This window comes from Saccharibacillus brassicae, from assembly GCF_006542275.1.
Classification (GTDB): Bacteria; Bacillota; Bacilli; order Paenibacillales; family Paenibacillaceae; genus Saccharibacillus; species Saccharibacillus brassicae.
Window position 1 is genome coordinate 2,897,805 of record NZ_CP041217.1, and the last position, 18,377, is coordinate 2,916,181.

An 18,377-nucleotide genomic window follows, 5' to 3' on the forward strand; every position below is an offset into this window, starting at 1 on the left:
AACCCGCCTCTCTGCGAAAGAGAGGCGGGTTTTGTCATGAACGCAGGCTGACAGTGGAAAGCAGGGCGTACCCGCACCGAGTGAACCGAGCGAACCCCGGTGGAGCCGCGTCCCGGCCGGTTCGGTCGCTTCGAACGGAGACGCCGCGAATCAGTTGGAGAAGTAGAGCTGCAGGCCGTCGGCGATCGACTTGGCCGCGCTGCGCTGGTAGTCCGAGCTCGAGATCGTCGCTTCGTCGGACGCGTTCGACAGGAAGCCCATTTCGAGCAGGACGGCCGGCACGCTGTTTTCGCGGATGACTTTGAAGTTGCCGAACGCGAGGCCGTTGCTGCGAATGCCGCTGCCGCTTTTGAGCGGCGCTTCGAGGGCGCGGGCCAGCTTCAAATCTTTGGCTTCGGAATAGAAGCAGACCAGTGTGCCGTTGGCCGAGGCGCTGAGCGCCGAATTGTAATGGATGCTCACAAAAGCGTCGGCGCCCAGCGAAGGCGCGAGCTGCGAGCGCGAAGCGAGCGAAGGCCGCTGGCCGCTGTCGGTACGCGTCATCTCGACGCGGGCGCCGCGCGAGACGAGGTAATCGCGCACGTAGAGCGCCGTCTGCAGGTTCAGCTCCTGTTCGACGAGGCCGTACGTCGTGCCGACCGTGCCGGGATCGTTGCCGCCGTGGCCCGGATCGAGCACGATCAGTTTGCCCTGCAGGCTGCCCGATTGAATATCGGACGTATCCGCTTTGGGACTGCGCGCGGCAGCCGTGCTGACCTTGACCGCTTTCTGCGTCTGGACGGCCGCTTTGACGACGGCCCGTCCTCCGCCCTGAAGATAGTCGGTCGAGATCCAGCCGTAAGCGCCGTAAGACGTCTTGATACGCGACCAGCCGCCGCGGCTCTCCATTACGGTGACCGCGTCGTTGCGGTTGGCCGAGCCGAGCAGGTCGTGGCTTCGGCCGGGACCGCTGCGGATAATGACCGAATTCGCGGTCACGAGCGCTTTGTCACCGGACGAGACGGCGGAGCCGCCCGCGGACGAGGAAGCCGACGGCGCGGAAGCCGTTTTCGCCGAAAACGAACGCGAACCGGTCGTGACGACCGCCGAAGCGGCGCTGCCGTTTTCCCGCTTGAGGTAATAGCCGGCGACCCAGCCGGACGTCGAAGCGTTCTCGACCTTGAGCCAGCCGAGGCGCTCGTCCGTGACGGTAACGACGTCGCCGCTGCGCAGCGATCCGATGACCGGGGTGTCGGGCCCTGCCGTGCTGCGTACGTTGAGCGAGTCGGTGTGGACTTTGGCCTGATACGAAGCGCCTGCCGCATGGGCCGATTCCGGCGGAAGCAGGAGCATGCCGCCGATGCCCGCAGCCACCGTCAGCGAAGCGAGGCCGCCGAGGCGCGCGGCGCGACGGGCGTTCGTGTCGGCAGCGCGTGCGTCTGCGTCTTGTGGAATGGCGCGATCGTGCGCAAGGTCTTGCCTGGATAATCCGCTCATGTATGTACCTCCGAATTGTTTCTGTTTTCTAGAATGCGTCTGGATGTTGGGGTCCGGTTGTTATCGGGTGTTGCCCACAGGTGACGGAAGAAATGATAGCAAAAAATCGAAAAGGCTAAAAATAGTTTCCGTTTGTCCAGAGTTTCGTCTTATTTTACCCATCCCGGAGCAAAAAGATGCACTTTTTTTGAAAAAGGGTCCTATAGACTCAGAAAAGAGACGAAAAGTTTCGAGAAAACCTTGAGAAAACGAAAGTTTGTTCGCAATAAAAGGCACAGCTGTTTCAACTGGACCGAAAATAGGGTAAGGTTAAAAGAAAAGCTTTATCCATTTCTCCCGGACTATTCGGCCTTTGGCCGACGGTTGCAAGGCGAAGCGGATAAGACGTCAAGCAAGCAGAATCCAAATCTAAAAACTCAAACCGGCAGGAGCAACAATAACCGGCAGCAGCCTAACCCGAATGAACCGCTTCGATCGTGTCCGAGGCGTCGGGTGCGAACGAAACATGCTTTTTGCCAAATGGAAAAGACAAGAGGAGATGGACTTTAATGGATTTGACGAATGAAAAGGTTCTGCATAACAGCTTTGGACCAGGGACGGTAACGGAAAACGGCGAAGGAAAAGTTACCGTCAAATTCGCCGATGAAACCGGAGAGAAAACGTTCATGTATCCCGAAGCGTTCGAACATTACCTGACGATCAGCGATTCGAGCAAGCAGGAACTCGTGACCGAAGAAATCCGGGAGAAAAAAGCCCAGATCGTCGAAGGCAAGCGCGTCGAAGAACAGGATCGCGTCGACGAAATCGAACGCCTGGCCGCGGAGAAAGTCGCCGCACGCAAAAAGCCGAGCCGCAAAAAGGCCGCCACAACCAAATAAATCCTTCTCCGGCGATTCCGCCGGGCCGGTATCCAGCTTTCGCTTCGGGTTCGCCCGGCGCGGAGGTCGCGTCACCCTTTACAGGCGGCACAGCCGCCGGATACCTAAAAACCCCGCTTTCCGTCTATACGGAAAGCGGGGTTTTTTCTATTTTCTATAATGAGGGACCGGGTTAGACCTGCTGAACTTTCATGACGTTCGTGTTGCCGGCCTGGCCGATCGGGATGCCCGCCGACAGGACGACGGTATCGCCCGACTTGATGTAACCGGCTTCGAGCGCGTTTTTGGTCGCGACTTCGAACATTTCGTCGGTGCTCGTGACGGCTTGACCTTGCATCGGCACGACGCCGTACAGCAGGCTCATTTTCGGCAGCGTTTTGGCATTCTGGCTCACCGCGATGATTGGAGCTTTCGGGCGGTATTTCGAGATCATGCGGGCCGTGAAGCCCGATTCGGTCGAAATGATTAGCGCCGCCGCGTCGAGTACGAGCGAAGCGTTCACCGAACTCTGGCTCACCACTTCGGTGATGTCGTTCAGGTGCAGCGCGCGTTTGCTGTTGAACTGCACGTCGTAGTCGATCATCGTTTCGGCTTTGGCCGCGACGGCCGCCATCGTGCGGATCGATTCGAGCGGGTATTTGCCCGCCGCGGATTCGCCGGAGAGCATGACGCAGTCCGCGCCCTGAAGTACGGCATTCGCCACGTCGCTGACTTCGGAACGGGTCGGACGCGGGTTCACCTGCATCGACTCCAGCATATGCGTCGCCACGATGACCGGTTTGCCGGCCAGGTTGCACTTGTCGATCATGAGCTTCTGGGCAGCCGGCACGTCCTGGACCGGAACTTCCACGCCGAGATCGCCGCGGGCGACCATGATGCCGTCGGACGCTTCGATGATCGCGTCGAGGTTGTCCATGCCTTCCTGGTTCTCGATCTTGGAGATGATCTGCACATGCTCTGCGCCTTGCTCGGCCAGAATGCGGCGGATTTCCATGATGTCTTCGCCTTTGCGGACAAACGAAGCGGCGATAATTTCAACGTTTTCGCTCAGACCGTAGTTGATATGCATCACGTCGCGCTCGGTGACGCCCGGCAGGCTCGTTTTGACACCCGGCAGGTTGACGCCTTTGCGCGGTTTGAGACGTCCGCCGTTCAGGATGCGGCAGTAGATCTCGCCGCCTTCGATCTTGAATACGTCGAGGGCGATCAGGCCGTCGTCGATCAGGATGCGGTCGCCCACATGCACGTCTTCGTTCAGCTTCGGATAGTTGACGCCGATACGCTCCGCCGTGCCAAGCACTTCCGGTTCGGTCGTCAGGATCAGTTCGGCGCCCGCTTCGAGCTGCACGTATTCTTCCAGCAGTTTGCCGATACGCACTTCCGGACCTTTGATGTCCATCATGATCGGAACGAACGTGTTCAGCTCGGCCGCGGCCTGGCGCACTTTGCGAATGCGTTCGCTGTGGTCGGCCGGTTCGCCGTGCGCCATGTTCAGGCGGGCCACCGTCATGCCGGATTGGATCATTTCTTTGAGCATCTCGACCGTATCGCAAGCAGGTCCCATCGTACATACAATTTTCGTTTTCATTTTCGGAAAAAGCCTCCTCGTTTTCTTGAGCTTCAGGGGTTGTTGTCCGCCCCGAAGCTCAAGGATGATCACCGGTTTGGCGTCGGGCAGATTTCGGTCAGCCGGTCGTTTCGCACAGGGTCTTCGGTGCGTACAATCGGTCGGCGGACCGGGCCATTCTTTATTGTTTACCCGCTTTGGGCGGATTGATTGGCGCTTTCAACAACCTTTTGTCTGTATTGTACCGCTGCGGCAGGCAGGATGAAATGACATATAGTACAATGTAGGAAACATAGTACGGTAGAAAGGAAGTCCTTATGCCGAGAGTGGAACACGTCTATCAGGACAACGGAGCGCAATGGTACGAACAGGCGGAGAACGGTCGGGATTGTCATATGCTTACGCTCGCCACCTATGGAAAATGTATCTACTGGGTGGACGGGGAGCGCCATCTGATGGAGAGAGGCGACGTGCTGCTCATACCGGCGCACACGCCCTATTACGGAAAAAGCGTGCCGACGCTGTCGCATACCAAAACGGTCGTCGGTTTTACGGTGTCGGCCGAAGACGCAGGCGTGCTGCCGCTGCTGCGGCGCGAACATCCGTACAAGCGGCGTCTCGGGCGCTACGAATCGGTGCACGACCGGATTCGCGTGCTGCGCGAGCAGTGGAACGAACGGCCGTCGTATTACGAACTGATGGCGCAGTCCATCCTGACGGAACTGCTGATCGACATCAGCCGGGAATACGACCGCGGACAGATCCATGGCGAGAAGCAGCGGCACGTCGAACAGATGAAGCGGTACATCGAGCGCCATTATCGCGAAAAGATTACCAAAGAAGTGCTGGGCGAAACCATCGACCGCACGCCCAACTACGCCGCTTCGCTGTTCAAGGAAATTTCCGGCCGCACGATCAGCGAATGCGTGCACCGGCAGCGGATGAAGCGGGCCGTCTACATGCTGGAAGAATCGCGGCTGAACGCAGCCGAGATCGCCGAGTTTCTCGGCTACAAAGACGCTTCGTACTTTTACCGCATGTTCAAGAAGATTACGGGACGTTCGCCGTCCGAACTGCTCAAAGACCGGCGGCGGGACGGGTAGAATGCGGCCCCGAACGGCTCGAACAGCCCCGGCGTACCGGTGGATGCGCGCACCGGCGGATATGCGTACCGGTAAATGCGCGTACCGGCGAATGCGTGCACCGGCGAATGCGCGTACCGGCGGATATGCGCCCGGACCGCCGGCCTTCAGGCTTCCGGCTGTTCGCGGTAGGCGGTAGGGGACACGCCGCAGACGCGCTTGAACATTTTGGAGAACAGGAACGGATCGGGATAGCCGACCGACCGGGCCACGTCGCTCACCGACAGCGAATGGTTGCGCAGCAGTTCGCGCGCGCGGCGCATGCGGTACTGCAGCACGAACGTCTGCAGCGGAACGCCGTACGCGTCCTTGAACAGGCTCGACAGATACGTCCGGTCGAGCCCGACGGCGCTTGCGATGTCTTCGGCGCCGAGCTTGCGGCTGTAGCCGTTCTCGATCACGGCCGCCGCCCGTGACAGATGCGCCTCCCTCGCGCGCGGAGGCGCGAGCGGGCGCGCCGTCGAAGCCGGCGCGCCTGCGACCAGCGCGGCCAGCAGGCGGTAGATCTCCGCCTGCGCCAGCAGGTCGCCGCCGGGCCGCTCGCGTACCTCGAGCAGCCCGGCGTAGAGACTCTCGAGCGGCGACCCGTCCGCCGCCGTATACACGGGCGAGCCGGCCGTCAGCCCGGCCCGCTCCAACAGCGCGCGGACATGCAGACCGCGCAGCCCGAACCAGACGTAGACCCACGGATCGTCGGGGTCCGCCTCGTAGTGCACGAGCGTATCGGGCAGGATCAGGAAGCCCTGGCCGGGGCCGAGCGCGTACTCGCGGCCTTCCGAGCGGAAGACGCCCCGCCCGCGATGAATGTAATGCAGGATGTAGGCGTCCCGCAGCCCGGGGCCCCAGGAATGGTTGGGCGCGCAGATTTCGCGGCCGTAGAACAGCAGCGACACTTCGCCCTGCATGCGGTTTTCTTCGGACGTATGGGTGAATTGTTCGGCGGGCATGAGCGATCTCCTTTCGGGAATGGCGGGATCGGGAATTGGGATGGGTGATGCAGGTATAGGATGCAGGATTGGGATGCAGGATGTGAGACGGGTGATGCAGGACTCAGGGTTTGGGACGCAGGACGCAGAATGTGGGATGCAAGATGCGGCCATGCGGCTGTCGATTTGAAATGTGGTCATAAAGTCAACATTTCCGGCTTTTTTGCCCTGAGAAAAGCGATTTGTTGACCAAATGAACACATTTTTGCCGAAAATCGCCGGAATGAGACGGATTGGCGAGAAAATGTGAGCATAAAGTCAACATTTATGGGATTCGGCTTGTTTTTGATACGAAATGTGAATGAAATGATCACATTTTGGAGGAGCGGGCGGCTTGGCGGCGAGCTCGGGGTTGCGGCGGGACAACCCAAGGTCAGGGTCGAGCGGGCCGACTAGGCGGCCGGAGTGGCCTGGACGGCGGAACGATTTATAGCCGGTCCAAGATGGCGCCCTTTTTAAAAGAGTTTGGCAAAACCCCCGCAACGAAGCTGCGAAACATCGTCTGATCGGAATCGCTCCCGGGAGAGGATCGAAAGTCGGGTGGGGCGTTCCGTCTTTCGATCCTTTGATGGGAAGTCGCTGATGAAGGCGACGATGTAACTGCTTTTGCCAAATTCGATTGGAATCGCTCCAGTGGAAGGGAAGGAAAGTCGGTTGAAGCGTCCGTCTTTCTTTCCCCTAATCGTAGTCGCTTGAGGATTTTGGCAAAACCCCCGCAACGAAGCCACGAAACATCGTCTGATCGGAATCGCTCCCGGGAGAGGATCGAAAGTCGGGTGGAGCGTTCCGTCTTTCGATCCTTTGATTGGAAGTCGCTGATAGAGGCGACGATGTAGCCGCTTTTGCCAAATTCGATTGGAATCGCTCCAGTGGACCTAATCCTGGTCGCTTGAGGAGTTTGGCAAAACCCCGCAACGAAGCCACGAAACATCGTCTGATCGGAATCGCTCCCGGGAGAGGATCGAAAGTCGGGTGGAGCGTTCCGTCTTTCGATCCTTTGATTGGAAGTCGCTGATGAAGGCGACGATGTTTCTTCATACATTATAACAAACAAACCTGCCATTACTCCATGTCCTCCTGTAAGCGCTAACGTTATAGTAAAAGCAGAAACGGAAGCCAAAAACAGGAGGTTACCCACATGCAGAAAATTACGTTTATCGGCGCGGGGAGTACAGTTTTCGTACGGAACGTACTGGGAGACATCATGATGACGCCGGCGCTTCAAGGGTTCGAGCTGGCTTTGTTCGACATCGACCCGCAGCGATTGGGCGAGTCGGAGACCTTGCTTCGTGCCATGAAGAACACGGCAGGCAGCCAGTGCGGGATCAAAGCGTACACGGATCGCAAAGAAGCGCTGCGAGGAGCCAAATACGTCATCAACGCGATTCAGGTCGGCGGCTACGATCCGTGCACGATCACGGATTTCGAGGTGCCTAAGAAGTACGGGCTGCGCCAGACGATCGCGGATACGCTGGGAATCGGAGGTCTTTTCCGCAATCTGCGCACGATCCCGGTCATGCTGGACATCGCCGCGGATATGCGCGAAGTATGTCCCGACGCCTGGTTCCTGAACTACACGAACCCGATGGCGGTGCTGACGAGCGTCATGAACACGGCGGGCGGCATCAAGACGGTCGGGCTGTGCCACAGCGTCCAGCACTGCATCCCGTCGCTGTTCGAGAATCTGGGCATTGATCAGACGAATGTGCGCGCGAAGATCGCCGGCATCAACCATATGGCCTGGCTGCTCGAAGTGACACGAGGCGGCGAGGACCTGTATCCCGAAATCAAGCGGCTCGCCGCCGAGAAGCAGCAGGAGAAGCACGGCGACATGGTGCGGTTCGAGCTGATGAACCGGTTCGGCTATTACGTGACGGAGTCGTCCGAGCACAATGCGGAATACCACCCGTACTTTATCAAAAAGAACTATCCCGAGCTGATCGAACGCTTCAACATTCCGCTGGACGAATATCCGCGCCGCTGCGTGAACCAGATCCGCGAATGGGGCGAGGTGCGCGACGGCCTCATGCAGAGCGAATCGCTGACCCACGAGCGCAGCGTCGAATACGCCTCGTACATTCTCGAAGCGATGGAGACGGACAAGCCGTTCAAGATCGCCGGCAACGTCATGAACAATGGATTGATCCCGAATCTGCCGCAGGATGCGTGCGTCGAGGTGCCGTGCCTGGTCGACGCTTCGGGCGTGAACCCGACCTATGTCGGCGCGCTGCCTCCGCAGCTCGCGGCGCTGAACCAGACCAACCTCAACACGCAGCGGTTGACGATCGAAGCGGCTTTGACGGGGCAAAGAGAGCATGTGTACCACGCGGCGCTGCTTGATCCGCATACGGCGGCCGAGCTGTCGATCGACGATATCGTATCGCTGTGCGACGACCTGATCGAAGCGCACGGCGAGTGGCTGCCGGCGTTCGCCGGAGAGCGGCGCACCGCTTCGCAGAGCGTCGTCTAGGAAGCGCGGATCGCCGGGCCGCGAAGAAGTCCGCGAACAAGCGCGGCCCGGAATCCGCCGAATCCCGGCGGCTCCGAAGGCTCGGACGTCTTCGTTCAAACACCTTCGGGCGCCTTTCCCGAACGGCCCAAGCGAGCACCGAGCCGTGCGTACCTGCGCTCCAGCCGCAAACCCGCGATAAGCCCGCACATCTTGTGCAGGCTTATTTGCCGTTTTGACCTGTTTTTCCGCGGAGGTTCTGGTACACTGGGGTCAAATCCATCGTCGGCTTATTCCATATCCATACAGAAAAGAGGGCTTTTACACCTATGAATCCCGGCAAAATACGTACGAATTTCGGCAAAAAAGGGCTGCTCGCGCTGTTCGCGCTGCTGCTTGTACTGCCTCTGCTGGCGCTGCCCGCAGCGAATTCCGCCCAGGCGGCCGCCGCGAGCGGCGCAGCGGGCCGCACCAAGACGGTGATCGGCGTATCCGTCGCCACGTTGTGGAAGTCTCCGGGCCTCGCGCGTTCGATCGACGCTCCTTCGCTTGCGGCGCCGGTCGACATGAAGACGTGGACGAACGCGATGAACACGGCGTCCAAGCGCAGATGGCTGACCGGCAAGACGGAGACGCAGGCGCTGTACGGAAGCGAAGTGAAGATCGTGCAGGCCAGAGGAAGCTGGTCGCAGGTCGTCGTCACGGATCAGGCGACTTCCAAAAGCCGCTACGGCTATCCCGGCTGGCTGCCGACCGCGCAGCTGCAGGCGGTCCCGGCCGGCGAATGGAGCGGCACGTCCGGTTCGGAAGCGGTCGTGAGCGCGAAGACGGCGGCGCTGTACAAAGCGGACGGCCGCAGCCGGCTGCTGGACGTCAGCTTCGGCACCCGGCTGCCGGTCGTCTCGGCCTCCGGTCCGTGGATCGAAGTGCGCACGCCGCAGCACGGCACGGCGCGCTTGTCCGCGGCTGACGCGAAGCTCGTCGCCGCCGGCCGGCCGGAAGACCGGCCGACCGGGCAGCAGCTCGTCGACACCGGCAAAGCGTTCCTCGGCCTGCCTTACCTCTGGGCCGGGACGTCCGCGTACGGCTTCGACTGCTCGGGCTTCACGGGCGCGATCTACGCCTACGCCGGCATTGCGCTGCCGCGCGACGCTTCGGAGCAGGCTCTGGCGGGTAAAGCCGTAACAAAGGCGAATTTGCAGCCGGGCGACCTGATGTTTTTTGCCCACAATAACGGCAAAGGCAAAGTGCACCACGTCGCGATGTATGTCGGAGACGGCAAAATGATGCATTCGCCCAAGGCAGGCAAAACGGTGGAGATCATTCCGATCGCCACGGCCGGGTACGCGAACGAGTTTTCCGCGGCCCGCCGCTACCTGAACGATTAAAAATCCGGAACGGTCAAAAAGAGAGATCAAAAAAAAGAAACCGATTGTCAAAGCCCTCGTAAAAGAGGGCATGAGAAGCTTTCAACAGGCTTTTATCCCACAATCGAACAGGAGAGAAAACAAATGAAAGTATCGAGAATCTTGATGTTGGTCGCGGCGGCCTGCGAACTGCTGCTGGCGATTCCCGTTCTCGGCGGCTGGTTCGTACTGGCAACCGGTTGGGGCGCGCTCGGATTCATGTTCCTGCTCCATCTGGTCACGCTCGTACTGGCCGTGCGCGAACGCGTGCCGTATTACGGCCCGATCGTCGGCCTCGTCACTTCCGCGCTGGGTTGGGTCCCGTTCCTCGGCTGGGCGATGCACCTCGCAAGCGGCATCGCGCTGCTGGTCAACGCTTTCCAGGGACAACAGCAGCAGCGCCGCGACGCCGGCCGTTCCGAAGCCGGACGCCGGTTCTACTAAGCGCAGCGCCGGACGCCGAGATCAGTTGCTTCCGGACATACAAAAAAGCTTCGACCGCCAAGGCGGTCGAAGCTTTTTTGGTATGCGAAAGGCTGGAAGAGGCGCTTAGGACAGTGCTTGTCCTTCAAAAGCCTGAATATCCAGCGGAGCAGTCAGGTACTCGGCTGCCGTAGCGGCAAAAGCGGTGAAGTGTTCGCTTTTGTTATGGATCGCGGTCGCTTCCTGGTCGCGCCAGACTTCGACCATCGTGTAGACGTGCTCGCGGCCGACCGCTTTGTGCAGATCGTACGAGATGTTGCCTTCTTCGGCCTGCGAAGCGGCGATAAGCGGAGTGAGGCTGCTGACGAACTCGGCTTCTTTGGCCGGGTTAACGTGGAATGTGGCATGAACGATAATCATTGTGAATTCCTCCTCGGGTCTATTGAGAGGAACGGCTTAGCGCCATTCCGTTGTGCGGGCGATGTCCAGACGGGCCGAAGAATGACCTTCTTTGGCCGCTTTGCCGATCGAGATCAGCATGATCGGTACATGGCGTTTCGGGTCCATGCCGAAAGCTTCGGCGACTTGTTCTTTCTCGTAACCGCCGATCGGGTTGGTGTCGTAACCGTGCGCGCGGGCAACCAGCATGAACTGCATGGAGACCAGGCCGGCGTCGATCAGGACGGAATCGCGTTTCATTTCAAGCGGCATCGCGTCGAACAGCGGCAGATAAGCGGCGAGCTGCTGGTTTTTTACGTCTTCCGGCATATAACCGAGCGATACGGCTTTGGCGAAAATTTCTTCGGCATAATCGGTGAAGTTCAGATCGCCGAACACGGCGACGACGGCTGCGGACGTCTCAACCTGGTTGCCGTTGAATTTGGCGAGCGGCAGCAGTTGGGCTTTGGCTTCCGGGCTCTCGATGACGACGAAGCGCCACGGCTGCATGTTGACGGACGAAGGCGCGAGCGTCGCTTCTTCGAGCATCTGCGTCATTTCCTCGCGGCTGATCTTGACGGAGGAATCATAGTAACGAACGGAACGGCGGCTTTTGAGAACTTCGAGGAAATCTTGGGTTTTTTGTACACTGCTCATGGGAGACAGCTCCTTTGGGTTAAGTTTGCGGCGCGTACGCCGATCGTTTATAGGTTTGAACGGTAAAAAGAACTTCCTGTAAAAAAGAACTTTCGGTCCGGCCGAATCGGAGGCGGGAACGGGGTTCGCGGCCCGATCCGGTATCGGTTACAGGCTCTCGGCGTTGCGGTGCATCCGCTCCAGCATATTCGCAAGGAGCAGGCGTTCGTCCGCGTCGAAGCCGGCCAGCAGCTTCTCGGTCAGCAGCGACTTCTCCTGCAAAAATCCGTCGATATGCGCCCGTCCGTGCTCGGTGAGCCGGACGAGCGTGATCCGGTTGTCTTCCGGCGAACTGCGCCGGGTGACGAAGCCGTTCGTCTCAAGCTGCTTGAGATGGCGCGTGACGGCGGCTCCGTCGATCCCGAGCAGCTTCTGCAGCGCGCTCTGGCCGATCTCTTCGGCCGTGAACAGCTCCTGCAGCAGCCGGAAGCGGGAAGCGCTGATGCCCGCGCAGCCGGAGAATGCGGTACTGACCCGGGTGTTAAGCAGCTGGAGCTTCTCCAGAATGCAAGATTCGGGCGTGGTCGGACACATGCGTATCCTCCCCTTTCTCGGTGATGCTTGATCCATCAATGTTTGACCCGTCAACTAATATAAAACGTCCACTGAGAAAAAGCAAGCTTATAATTAAAAATTTACATAAAGAAAATGAAACCCTATGTTTCCGAAGGCGTATATCGGCTAAGACAACAGGCGGCGCTTCCTTCGACTTTCAGGCCACCCCACATCCCGCATTCCCCATTCGAGAGGAGATTAACCATGCAAACCCCACATCCGCACGAACGGCAAGGAAGCTCGCAGGATTTCGAAGACAACAAGGTGATCGCGGCCTTGTCGTACATCCTGTTCTTCCTGCCGCTTCTCGCCGCGCGCAATTCCCGCTTCGCCATGTATCACGCCAATCAGGGCCTTCTTCTGCTGCTGGTCGTCATAGCCGGCAACCTCGTGCTCGGTCTCATTCCGTTTATCGGCTGGATTCTGATGCCGATCTTCGGCTTCGCCGCTATCGCTTACCTGGTCATCGGCGTGCTGAACGCGGTGAACGGCAAGATGCAGCCGCTTCCGCTTATGCCCAACATCGAAATCCTGAAATAAGGACGAAGATCGGGTATAGTAAGAGGAAAAGCCGGTCGTTTCCCGCTATGCGGGAGCACTTGGCGCAAGCAGGAGGATACGCATGAGCGAGGAACAGCAGGCGGGCATGACAGCCCGTCAAGTCGCCGAATGGATGGTCGAAGAGATTCGTTTTCGCGGCATTCTGAGGCAGGAAGAAGCGATCGCGCATGTTCGCGAACACTTTGGCGAAAGCTTCATTTTTGTCAACGAGAACGGCAACGCATCGCTGGAAAAAGAAGTGAAGAAAGAATTCCGCAAGCTGCATCGCGGACAGATCGCCTGGGACCGGGACGGATTCATGTGGGCCTGGATCGGATAGCGGAGCAGATCCGCGCAGTCGAATAGCAATCGGACACCAAAAAGCCGCCGGGATTCCGGCGGCTTTTTGGTGTGGAGCGGGACGGGACGCCCGGAAGCGCAGCGTTCCGACTGCGGCGAGGCATGCCTTGAGGAATGCCTTGCCGCAGTCGCGTCGCGGCGTCGTCAGGTCGTCCGGAAACGGACGTAGAACGCGGTGCCTTCCTTGCCGGTCGACAAGTCGATCGACGCGCCGTGCTTGTTGGCGATGCTGAAGCAGATCGCGAGGCCGAGGCCGGAGCCGTTTTCTTTGGTCGTGTAGAACGGCTTCCAGATCTGCTCCACGACGTCGGGCGGGATGCCGGGGCCGTTGTCTTCGATGACGAGAACGGCGCGGTCTTCCTGCATATACGTCTTGAGCTGAATCCAGCCGTTTTCGCCGGTCGCTTCGAGCGCGTTGCGCACGAAATTGAGAATGAGCTGGGTGATCTGCTTGTTGTCCATCTCGATCGATTCCACCGGCGTCAGATGGGTCGTGATCATCTTGCCCGTCACGGAAGCGTCGGCTTCGATCAGGGGCAGGATTTTTCGAATGAGATCGTTGAGATTTTCGCGCTTGAGCTGGACCATATGGTCTTTGGCGAGCGACAAAAATTCGGTGATGATCTGATTGGCGCGGTCGAGTTCTTCGATCATGACCTGAAGATACGCCGGTTCGAGCGTATTCTTGCCCTGCATCAGCATCAGTTGAAGGAAGCCGCGCACGGTCGTCATCGGATTGCGCACTTCGTGCCCGATGCCGGCCGCCACTTCGCCGACCAGATGCAGCTGGGACAGCCGCTGAAGCTCATGCTCGTACTGCTTGTGCTCGGTCAAGTCGCTGATCATGGTGAGCAGCAGCAGTTCGCCGTTGAAGTCGAGTCTGACGGTGCGCAGGATGCACACTTTCTCTTCGCCGGTATGGTTGGTGAACGTCACTTCGCGGCTGATGCCTTCCGGCACGGTCGAAGATTCGTCCGGTTCCGGAATCTGCCGCATGAGGTCGCTGCCGCGAATCAGCTCGCCGTAGCGGGTGTCCATGTCCAGGCGCGTAATGCCGAGCAGCAGCAAAAACGCGTCGTTGGCTTCGATGATCTCGCGCTCGGCAAGCGTCGTGATGAGCATCGGATGGGGACTTGCGGCGAAGATCGCGGCAAAGCGGTTCTCCGACGAAGACAGGAAGCGGTTCGTGTCGGCCAGCACGGCGTTCTGCCGTTCCAGTTCTTCGAACCGTCCGATCCGCCCGAAAGCGAGCACGAGCTGCGAAGCGATCAGATGCAGCACTTCCAGTTCGACGGGATCGAAACGGTCGCCGCTGCGGGAACCGAAGCCCAGCGCGAACGGACGGTCTGTATCGAGTACGACGAGCGGGAAGCAGGCATAACGCTGAAGCCCCATCTGACGCAGAATGCGCCCCTGGAAGTCCGTCGTGTCCTGCATCCGTTCGCAGATATAAGGGTTGTGCGACTTGATGACCGTGCCGCAGATCGTCTGTCCCTGGTCGAGCGAGAGCAGCGCTTCGGCTTCCCCGTTCGTCACGCCGCGGTGATGGATCAGCTGCAGCCGGTAGGGAAAACGTTCTTCCACCCAATAGTTCAGCAGCAGGTCCAGATTGAAATGTTTGCTTACGCAGGCGAAGACGTGCTCGATAAGCTGGGCGGGAGTCTCGCTGGACAACATTCCCGGCAGCAGTTCAGCCAGTACTTTATATTTTAGTTCCTGTTCGGTCTCCGGGTTCAACGGAACTCACCTCATTTGATCATACTTTCCACATACGGCAATTATAGCACCGGAATTAGAGGAAAAGTAGACAGGAATAAGCAAGGTTAATTGAAAAAAATCAAAAAAATGAAAAAATACTTATTAATGTAAAAAAGAGCGAAGCGTTGACCCGTTATTTTCCGATAAAAAAGAAGGCGAAAATGATGAAAGATTTTTGAAAAAAACTGAAAAAAACTAATTGTATTCTATGTAAAATGTGATATACTTCTCTTCAGTACCGAATGACCGAAATGTTTTTTTAGTCAATCAGCTAAGGAAAGGAGCAGGACCCCGCAATGTTTAAATCGGAATGGAAAAATATTTTGAAGCATCGGATGACGATGCTTACCGTAGCCGCGATGCTGCTCGTTCCGGGCTTGTACGGCCTCTTTTTCCTGTCGGCGTACTGGAATCCCTACGGCCATACGGACCGCTTGTCCGTGGCCGTCGTCAACAGCGATGCCGGCACGGATTACGAAGGCAAACGGCTCGACGTGGGCAAGGACTTCGTCGAGGGGTTGAAAGATAACGATTCGTTCAAATGGGTCGTGTCCGACAAAGCCGCCGCCATGAACGGATTGAGCGCCGGCGACTATATTATGGTGATCGAGCTGCCGAAGGATTTTTCCGAGAATGCTTCCACGCTGTTGAACGCCGATCCGAAGAAGATGAACCTCGACTACTACACGAACGCGGGCATGGGTTATTCTTCGGCGCAGATCGCCAAATCGGCAATCAAGGAAGTGAACGAAGAAATCGCCAAGCAGGTGACGCAGGAATACGCCACGACCGTGTTCAGCAGCCTGAGCGAGCTGGTCGACGGGCTGAAGGATGCCGACGACGGCGCCAAGAAGCTGGACGACGGCGCCGCCGACCTGGCGGAAGGTTCGCAGAAACTCAAGGACAATCTGAAGAAGCTCGCCGCAAGCAGCGTGACGTTCCAGGAAGGCGTCGGCGACCTCAAGACCGGTGCCGGCACGCTGAGCGCGGGCATCGTCAGCGCGGCGTCCGGCGCGGCGCAGCTCAACAACGGGCTCGGCACGCTGTCGGGCGGGGCGCAGAAGCTTGACGACGGTCTCGGCACGCTGTCGGGCGGAGCGCAGAAGCTCGACGACGGGCTTGGCACGCTGTCGGGCGGAGCGCAGAAGCTCGACGACGGCCTCGGCAGTCTGTCGGGCGGAGCACGCAAGCTCGACGACGGTCTCGGCACGCTCCAGACCGGAGCGGGCGGTCTGCAGACCGGCGCGGCGAAGCTCGATCAGGGGCTGACGCAGTTGAAGACCGGCGCGGATACGCTGTCCGGCGGTTCGCAGAAGTTGGAGAGCGGGGCGGAGCAGCTCAATCAGGGGCTCGGCCAGTCCAACGCCGGACTGCAGCAGCTGCAGGAGCAGCTGACGCCGTTCACGGCGGGCATGGAGCAGCTGAACGAAGCGGTGCAGGGACTCGGCGGACAGGCTTCTGCCGCCGCCGAACAGTTGGGCGCCGCGCAGCAGCAGCTTCAGCAGAAAGCGGCCGGGATCAAGCAGCAGCAGGAAGCGGTCGCTTCCTATATCCAGGGCAGCGCGACCATCCCGGATGCCGACAAGCAGCAGCTGCTGTCGCTGATGGCGGCAGGCGCCGGCGGTTCCGGCGAAGCGGCCGCAGCCGCAGAAGGCGCTTCGCCTTCGCAGCTGGAACAATCGCTCGGCCAGCTGGACAAGCTGGCTTCGAGCGTGGCGCAGCTGAACGAAGGCTCGCAGCGGATCCAGTCCGCGGTCGGTCAGCTGGCCGAAGGACAGAGCCGGCTCGTGCAGGGCTCTTCCGATCTGCTTGACGGGCAGAAAGAGCTGACCGCGGGGCTCGGCACGCTGTCGGGCAAGCTCGGCGAAGCCGAAGCCGGCTCGAAGCAGCTGGCCGAAGGCGCCGCGACGCTTGCCGGCGGAGCGGGCCAACTGAAAGACGGCTCGGCCAGCCTCGTAAGCGGAGCCGAGCAGTTGAAGAACGGCTCGTCGACGCTGGTCGGCGGAGCGGACCAGCTCAAGAGCGGGGCTTCGACCCTGGTCAGCGGGGCGGACCAGCTCAAAGCCGGTTCGTCCACGCTGGTCAGCGGTACGGACCGGCTCAAGGACGGCTCGCAAAGCCTCGTCGGCGGCCTCGGCCAACTCAAGACCGGCGGCGGCCAACTGGTCAGCGGCCTGGGCAAGCTCGGCGGCGCGACCGGCGAGCTTAGAGACGGAGCCGATCAACTGGCGGACGGCTCGGTGACGCTGGACAACGGCGTCGGCGACCTTAAGGAAGGCACGAACGAGCTGTACACGTCGCTGGCCGACGGCGTCAAGGAAGCCGGCGACGTCAGCTCGGACGACAAGACGTACGACATGTTCGCGGAGCCGACCGAAGTGAAGCACGTCGACGTGAACCATGACATTACGGAGTACGGCGAAGGGCTTGCGCCTTACATGATGACAATTGCGCTGTTTGCCGGCGCGCTTATGTTCTCGTCGGTCTACCCGCTCAAGACGCCGCAGATCCGGCCGCGTTCCGGCTGGGCCTGGTTCCTGAGCAAATTCAGCGTCATCTTGTTCATGGCCGTGCTGCAAGCGGCGATTCTCGACGCGGTGCTGATCGGGATCGTCGGGCTGCATGTGCAGAGCCTGTGGCATTTCTACGCGATCACGTTCGTGCTCAGCCTGACGTTCCTGTCGCTGCTGTTCCTGCTGTTCGCGGCGCTTGGCAAGGTCGGCCAGTTTATCGCCTTCCTGATTCTGCTGGCGCAGATCGGCGGCAGCGCGGGCACGTTCCCGAAAGTGCTGACGCCGGCGTTCTTCCAGGCGATCAATCCGTACCTGCCGGCGACTTACGGCATTCGCGCCCTGCGCGAAGCGGTATCGCTGGGCAACGACTGGGGCTACTTCTGGACGCAGCTGGCGCATGTGGGCGCATTCGGAGCCGTCTTCCTCGTATTGGCTCTGCTGGTGTTCCTATTCAGCAGCAAACGGATCAAGACGGGGATCGAAGAAGAGCAGGGCCTGACGCCTTCGACCGTGTAACGGAGAAGCGAAAGGCCGCTGCACGCCAAACTTCCCGCGAACGAGAAATCGTCTTCGCGGGAAGTTTTTTTATAGGAACAGACAAAGAGGAGGGGCCGGGATGGAAGTGAAAAGACGCCGGATTCTGGAAGCGGCCATACTGTGTTTCGAACGCTTCGGATTCCGCGGAACGACGATCGGGAGCGTGGCCAAAGCGGCGCATGTGAGCAAAAGCGCGATCTACGACTGTTTTGCGAACAAGGAAGCGCTGCTGCTGGCCATCGTCGAAGACATTTTGGAAGATCTATTGGCGGAGTCGGACCGGGCCTGTCTGCCGGGGCAGCCGCTGAGCGAAGACATCGACCGGATGTTCGACACCGTGATCGCGCTCAGGGAGCGGCATCGGCTGCTGGTCGGCATCTACCGGGAAGCCCGGCAGTCGGGCGCGCACGGTCTGCTGGATATGCGAACCGCGCTCGAAGAAGGCATCGTCCGCTATATCGAGCAGCTCGTGCGGCGGCATGCGGACGAAGGCGAGACCTTTCGGCTGGAACCGAAAATGATCGCTTTTCTCGTGTACCGGACGTATTTGCAGCTGATCCGCGATTGGGAAGACCTGTACGAGCCGCTGACGCCGGCCCAAATCAAAAACGCGCTGAACGCTTTCGCCCTATAGGGCGGCGTCCGGCGCGTTT

General features: G+C 59.5%; 16 protein-coding genes. 9 read left to right on the top strand and 7 right to left on the bottom strand.

The window, feature by feature from the left end; genetic code table 11:
• Nucleotides 1–150 precede the first annotated feature (150 nt).
• Complete coding sequence (locus tag FFV09_RS12130; RefSeq protein WP_141448068.1) at nt 151–1,476, bottom strand: N-acetylmuramoyl-L-alanine amidase family protein; 1,326 nt, start codon at nt 1,474–1,476, stop codon at nt 151–153.
• Between the two features lie 548 nt (nt 1,477–2,024).
• On the opposite strand from FFV09_RS12130, the gene FFV09_RS12135 reads away from it, so the two are divergent.
• Complete coding sequence (locus tag FFV09_RS12135) at nt 2,025–2,354, top strand: hypothetical protein (RefSeq protein WP_141448069.1); 330 nt, start codon at nt 2,025–2,027, stop codon at nt 2,352–2,354.
• Between the two features lie 172 nt (nt 2,355–2,526).
• On the opposite strand, the gene pyk is transcribed toward FFV09_RS12135, so the two are convergent.
• Nucleotides 2,527–3,942 carry a pyruvate kinase gene (gene pyk / locus FFV09_RS12140; protein ID WP_141448070.1) on the bottom strand — a complete coding sequence of 472 codons (1,416 nt, stop codon included), beginning with the start codon at nt 3,940–3,942 and terminating at the stop codon, nt 2,527–2,529.
• Nucleotides 3,943–4,238: 296 nt separating this feature from the next.
• Here pyk and FFV09_RS12145 point away from each other — a divergent pair, with 296 nt between their 5' ends.
• A complete protein-coding gene (locus FFV09_RS12145; RefSeq protein WP_141448071.1) occupies nt 4,239–5,024 on the top strand; it encodes a helix-turn-helix domain-containing protein in 786 nt (261 codons plus the stop codon).
• A 146-nt stretch (nt 5,025–5,170) separates the two neighbouring features.
• On the opposite strand, the gene FFV09_RS12150 is transcribed toward FFV09_RS12145, so the two are convergent.
• Nucleotides 5,171–6,010, bottom strand: coding sequence for an AraC family transcriptional regulator (locus FFV09_RS12150; protein ID WP_141448072.1), 840 nt, complete (start codon nt 6,008–6,010; stop codon nt 5,171–5,173).
• Between the two features lie 1,177 nt (nt 6,011–7,187).
• On the opposite strand from FFV09_RS12150, the gene melA reads away from it, so the two are divergent.
• The 3 genes from melA (at nt 7,188) to FFV09_RS12165 (ending at nt 10,348) form a co-directional block, all read left to right on the top strand.
• Nucleotides 7,188–8,519 carry an alpha-glucosidase/alpha-galactosidase gene (gene melA, locus FFV09_RS12155; RefSeq protein WP_141448073.1) on the top strand — a complete coding sequence of 444 codons (1,332 nt, stop codon included), beginning with the start codon at nt 7,188–7,190 and terminating at the stop codon, nt 8,517–8,519.
• Between the two features lie 308 nt (nt 8,520–8,827).
• Nucleotides 8,828–9,886, top strand: a complete 1,059-nt coding sequence (locus FFV09_RS12160; protein WP_141448074.1) for a C40 family peptidase — start codon at nt 8,828–8,830, stop codon at nt 9,884–9,886.
• A gap of 123 nt (nt 9,887–10,009) precedes the next feature.
• Nucleotides 10,010–10,348 carry a hypothetical protein gene (locus FFV09_RS12165; RefSeq protein ID WP_141448075.1) on the top strand — a complete coding sequence of 113 codons (339 nt, stop codon included), beginning with the start codon at nt 10,010–10,012 and terminating at the stop codon, nt 10,346–10,348.
• Between the two features lie 105 nt (nt 10,349–10,453).
• Here FFV09_RS12165 and FFV09_RS12170 read toward each other — a convergent pair whose 3' ends face one another.
• From FFV09_RS12170 to FFV09_RS12180, 3 genes are all read right to left on the bottom strand, one after another.
• Entirely contained in the window at nt 10,454–10,747 is a 294-nt protein-coding gene (locus FFV09_RS12170; RefSeq protein WP_141448076.1) for a putative quinol monooxygenase, read from the bottom strand.
• A 36-nt stretch (nt 10,748–10,783) separates the two neighbouring features.
• Nucleotides 10,784–11,422 (bottom strand): nitroreductase family protein, encoded by a 639-nt coding sequence (locus FFV09_RS12175; RefSeq protein WP_141448077.1) that lies wholly within the window; start codon nt 11,420–11,422, stop codon nt 10,784–10,786.
• Between the two features lie 147 nt (nt 11,423–11,569).
• A complete protein-coding gene (locus FFV09_RS12180) occupies nt 11,570–11,995 on the bottom strand; it encodes a MarR family transcriptional regulator (protein WP_141448078.1) in 426 nt (141 codons plus the stop codon).
• A gap of 225 nt (nt 11,996–12,220) precedes the next feature.
• On the opposite strand from FFV09_RS12180, the gene FFV09_RS12185 reads away from it, so the two are divergent.
• Nucleotides 12,221–12,556 carry a DUF4870 domain-containing protein gene (locus tag FFV09_RS12185; RefSeq protein WP_141448079.1) on the top strand — a complete coding sequence of 112 codons (336 nt, stop codon included), beginning with the start codon at nt 12,221–12,223 and terminating at the stop codon, nt 12,554–12,556.
• A gap of 82 nt (nt 12,557–12,638) precedes the next feature.
• Entirely contained in the window at nt 12,639–12,896 is a 258-nt protein-coding gene (locus FFV09_RS12190) for a DUF6953 family protein (protein WP_170315008.1), read from the top strand.
• Nucleotides 12,897–13,060: 164 nt separating this feature from the next.
• Here FFV09_RS12190 and FFV09_RS12195 read toward each other — a convergent pair whose 3' ends face one another.
• Nucleotides 13,061–14,653 (bottom strand): ATP-binding protein, encoded by a 1,593-nt coding sequence (locus tag FFV09_RS12195; RefSeq protein ID WP_141448080.1) that lies wholly within the window; start codon nt 14,651–14,653, stop codon nt 13,061–13,063.
• Nucleotides 14,654–14,970: 317 nt separating this feature from the next.
• Here FFV09_RS12195 and FFV09_RS12200 point away from each other — a divergent pair, with 317 nt between their 5' ends.
• The gene (locus FFV09_RS12200; protein WP_141448081.1) at nt 14,971–17,703 is read left to right on the top strand and encodes a YhgE/Pip domain-containing protein; all 2,733 of its coding nucleotides are present in this window, start codon (nt 14,971–14,973) and stop codon (nt 17,701–17,703) included.
• Nucleotides 17,704–17,803: 100 nt separating this feature from the next.
• Entirely contained in the window at nt 17,804–18,358 is a 555-nt protein-coding gene (locus tag FFV09_RS12205; protein ID WP_141448082.1) for a TetR/AcrR family transcriptional regulator, read from the top strand.
• The last annotated feature ends 19 nt before the right edge of the window (nt 18,359–18,377 follow it).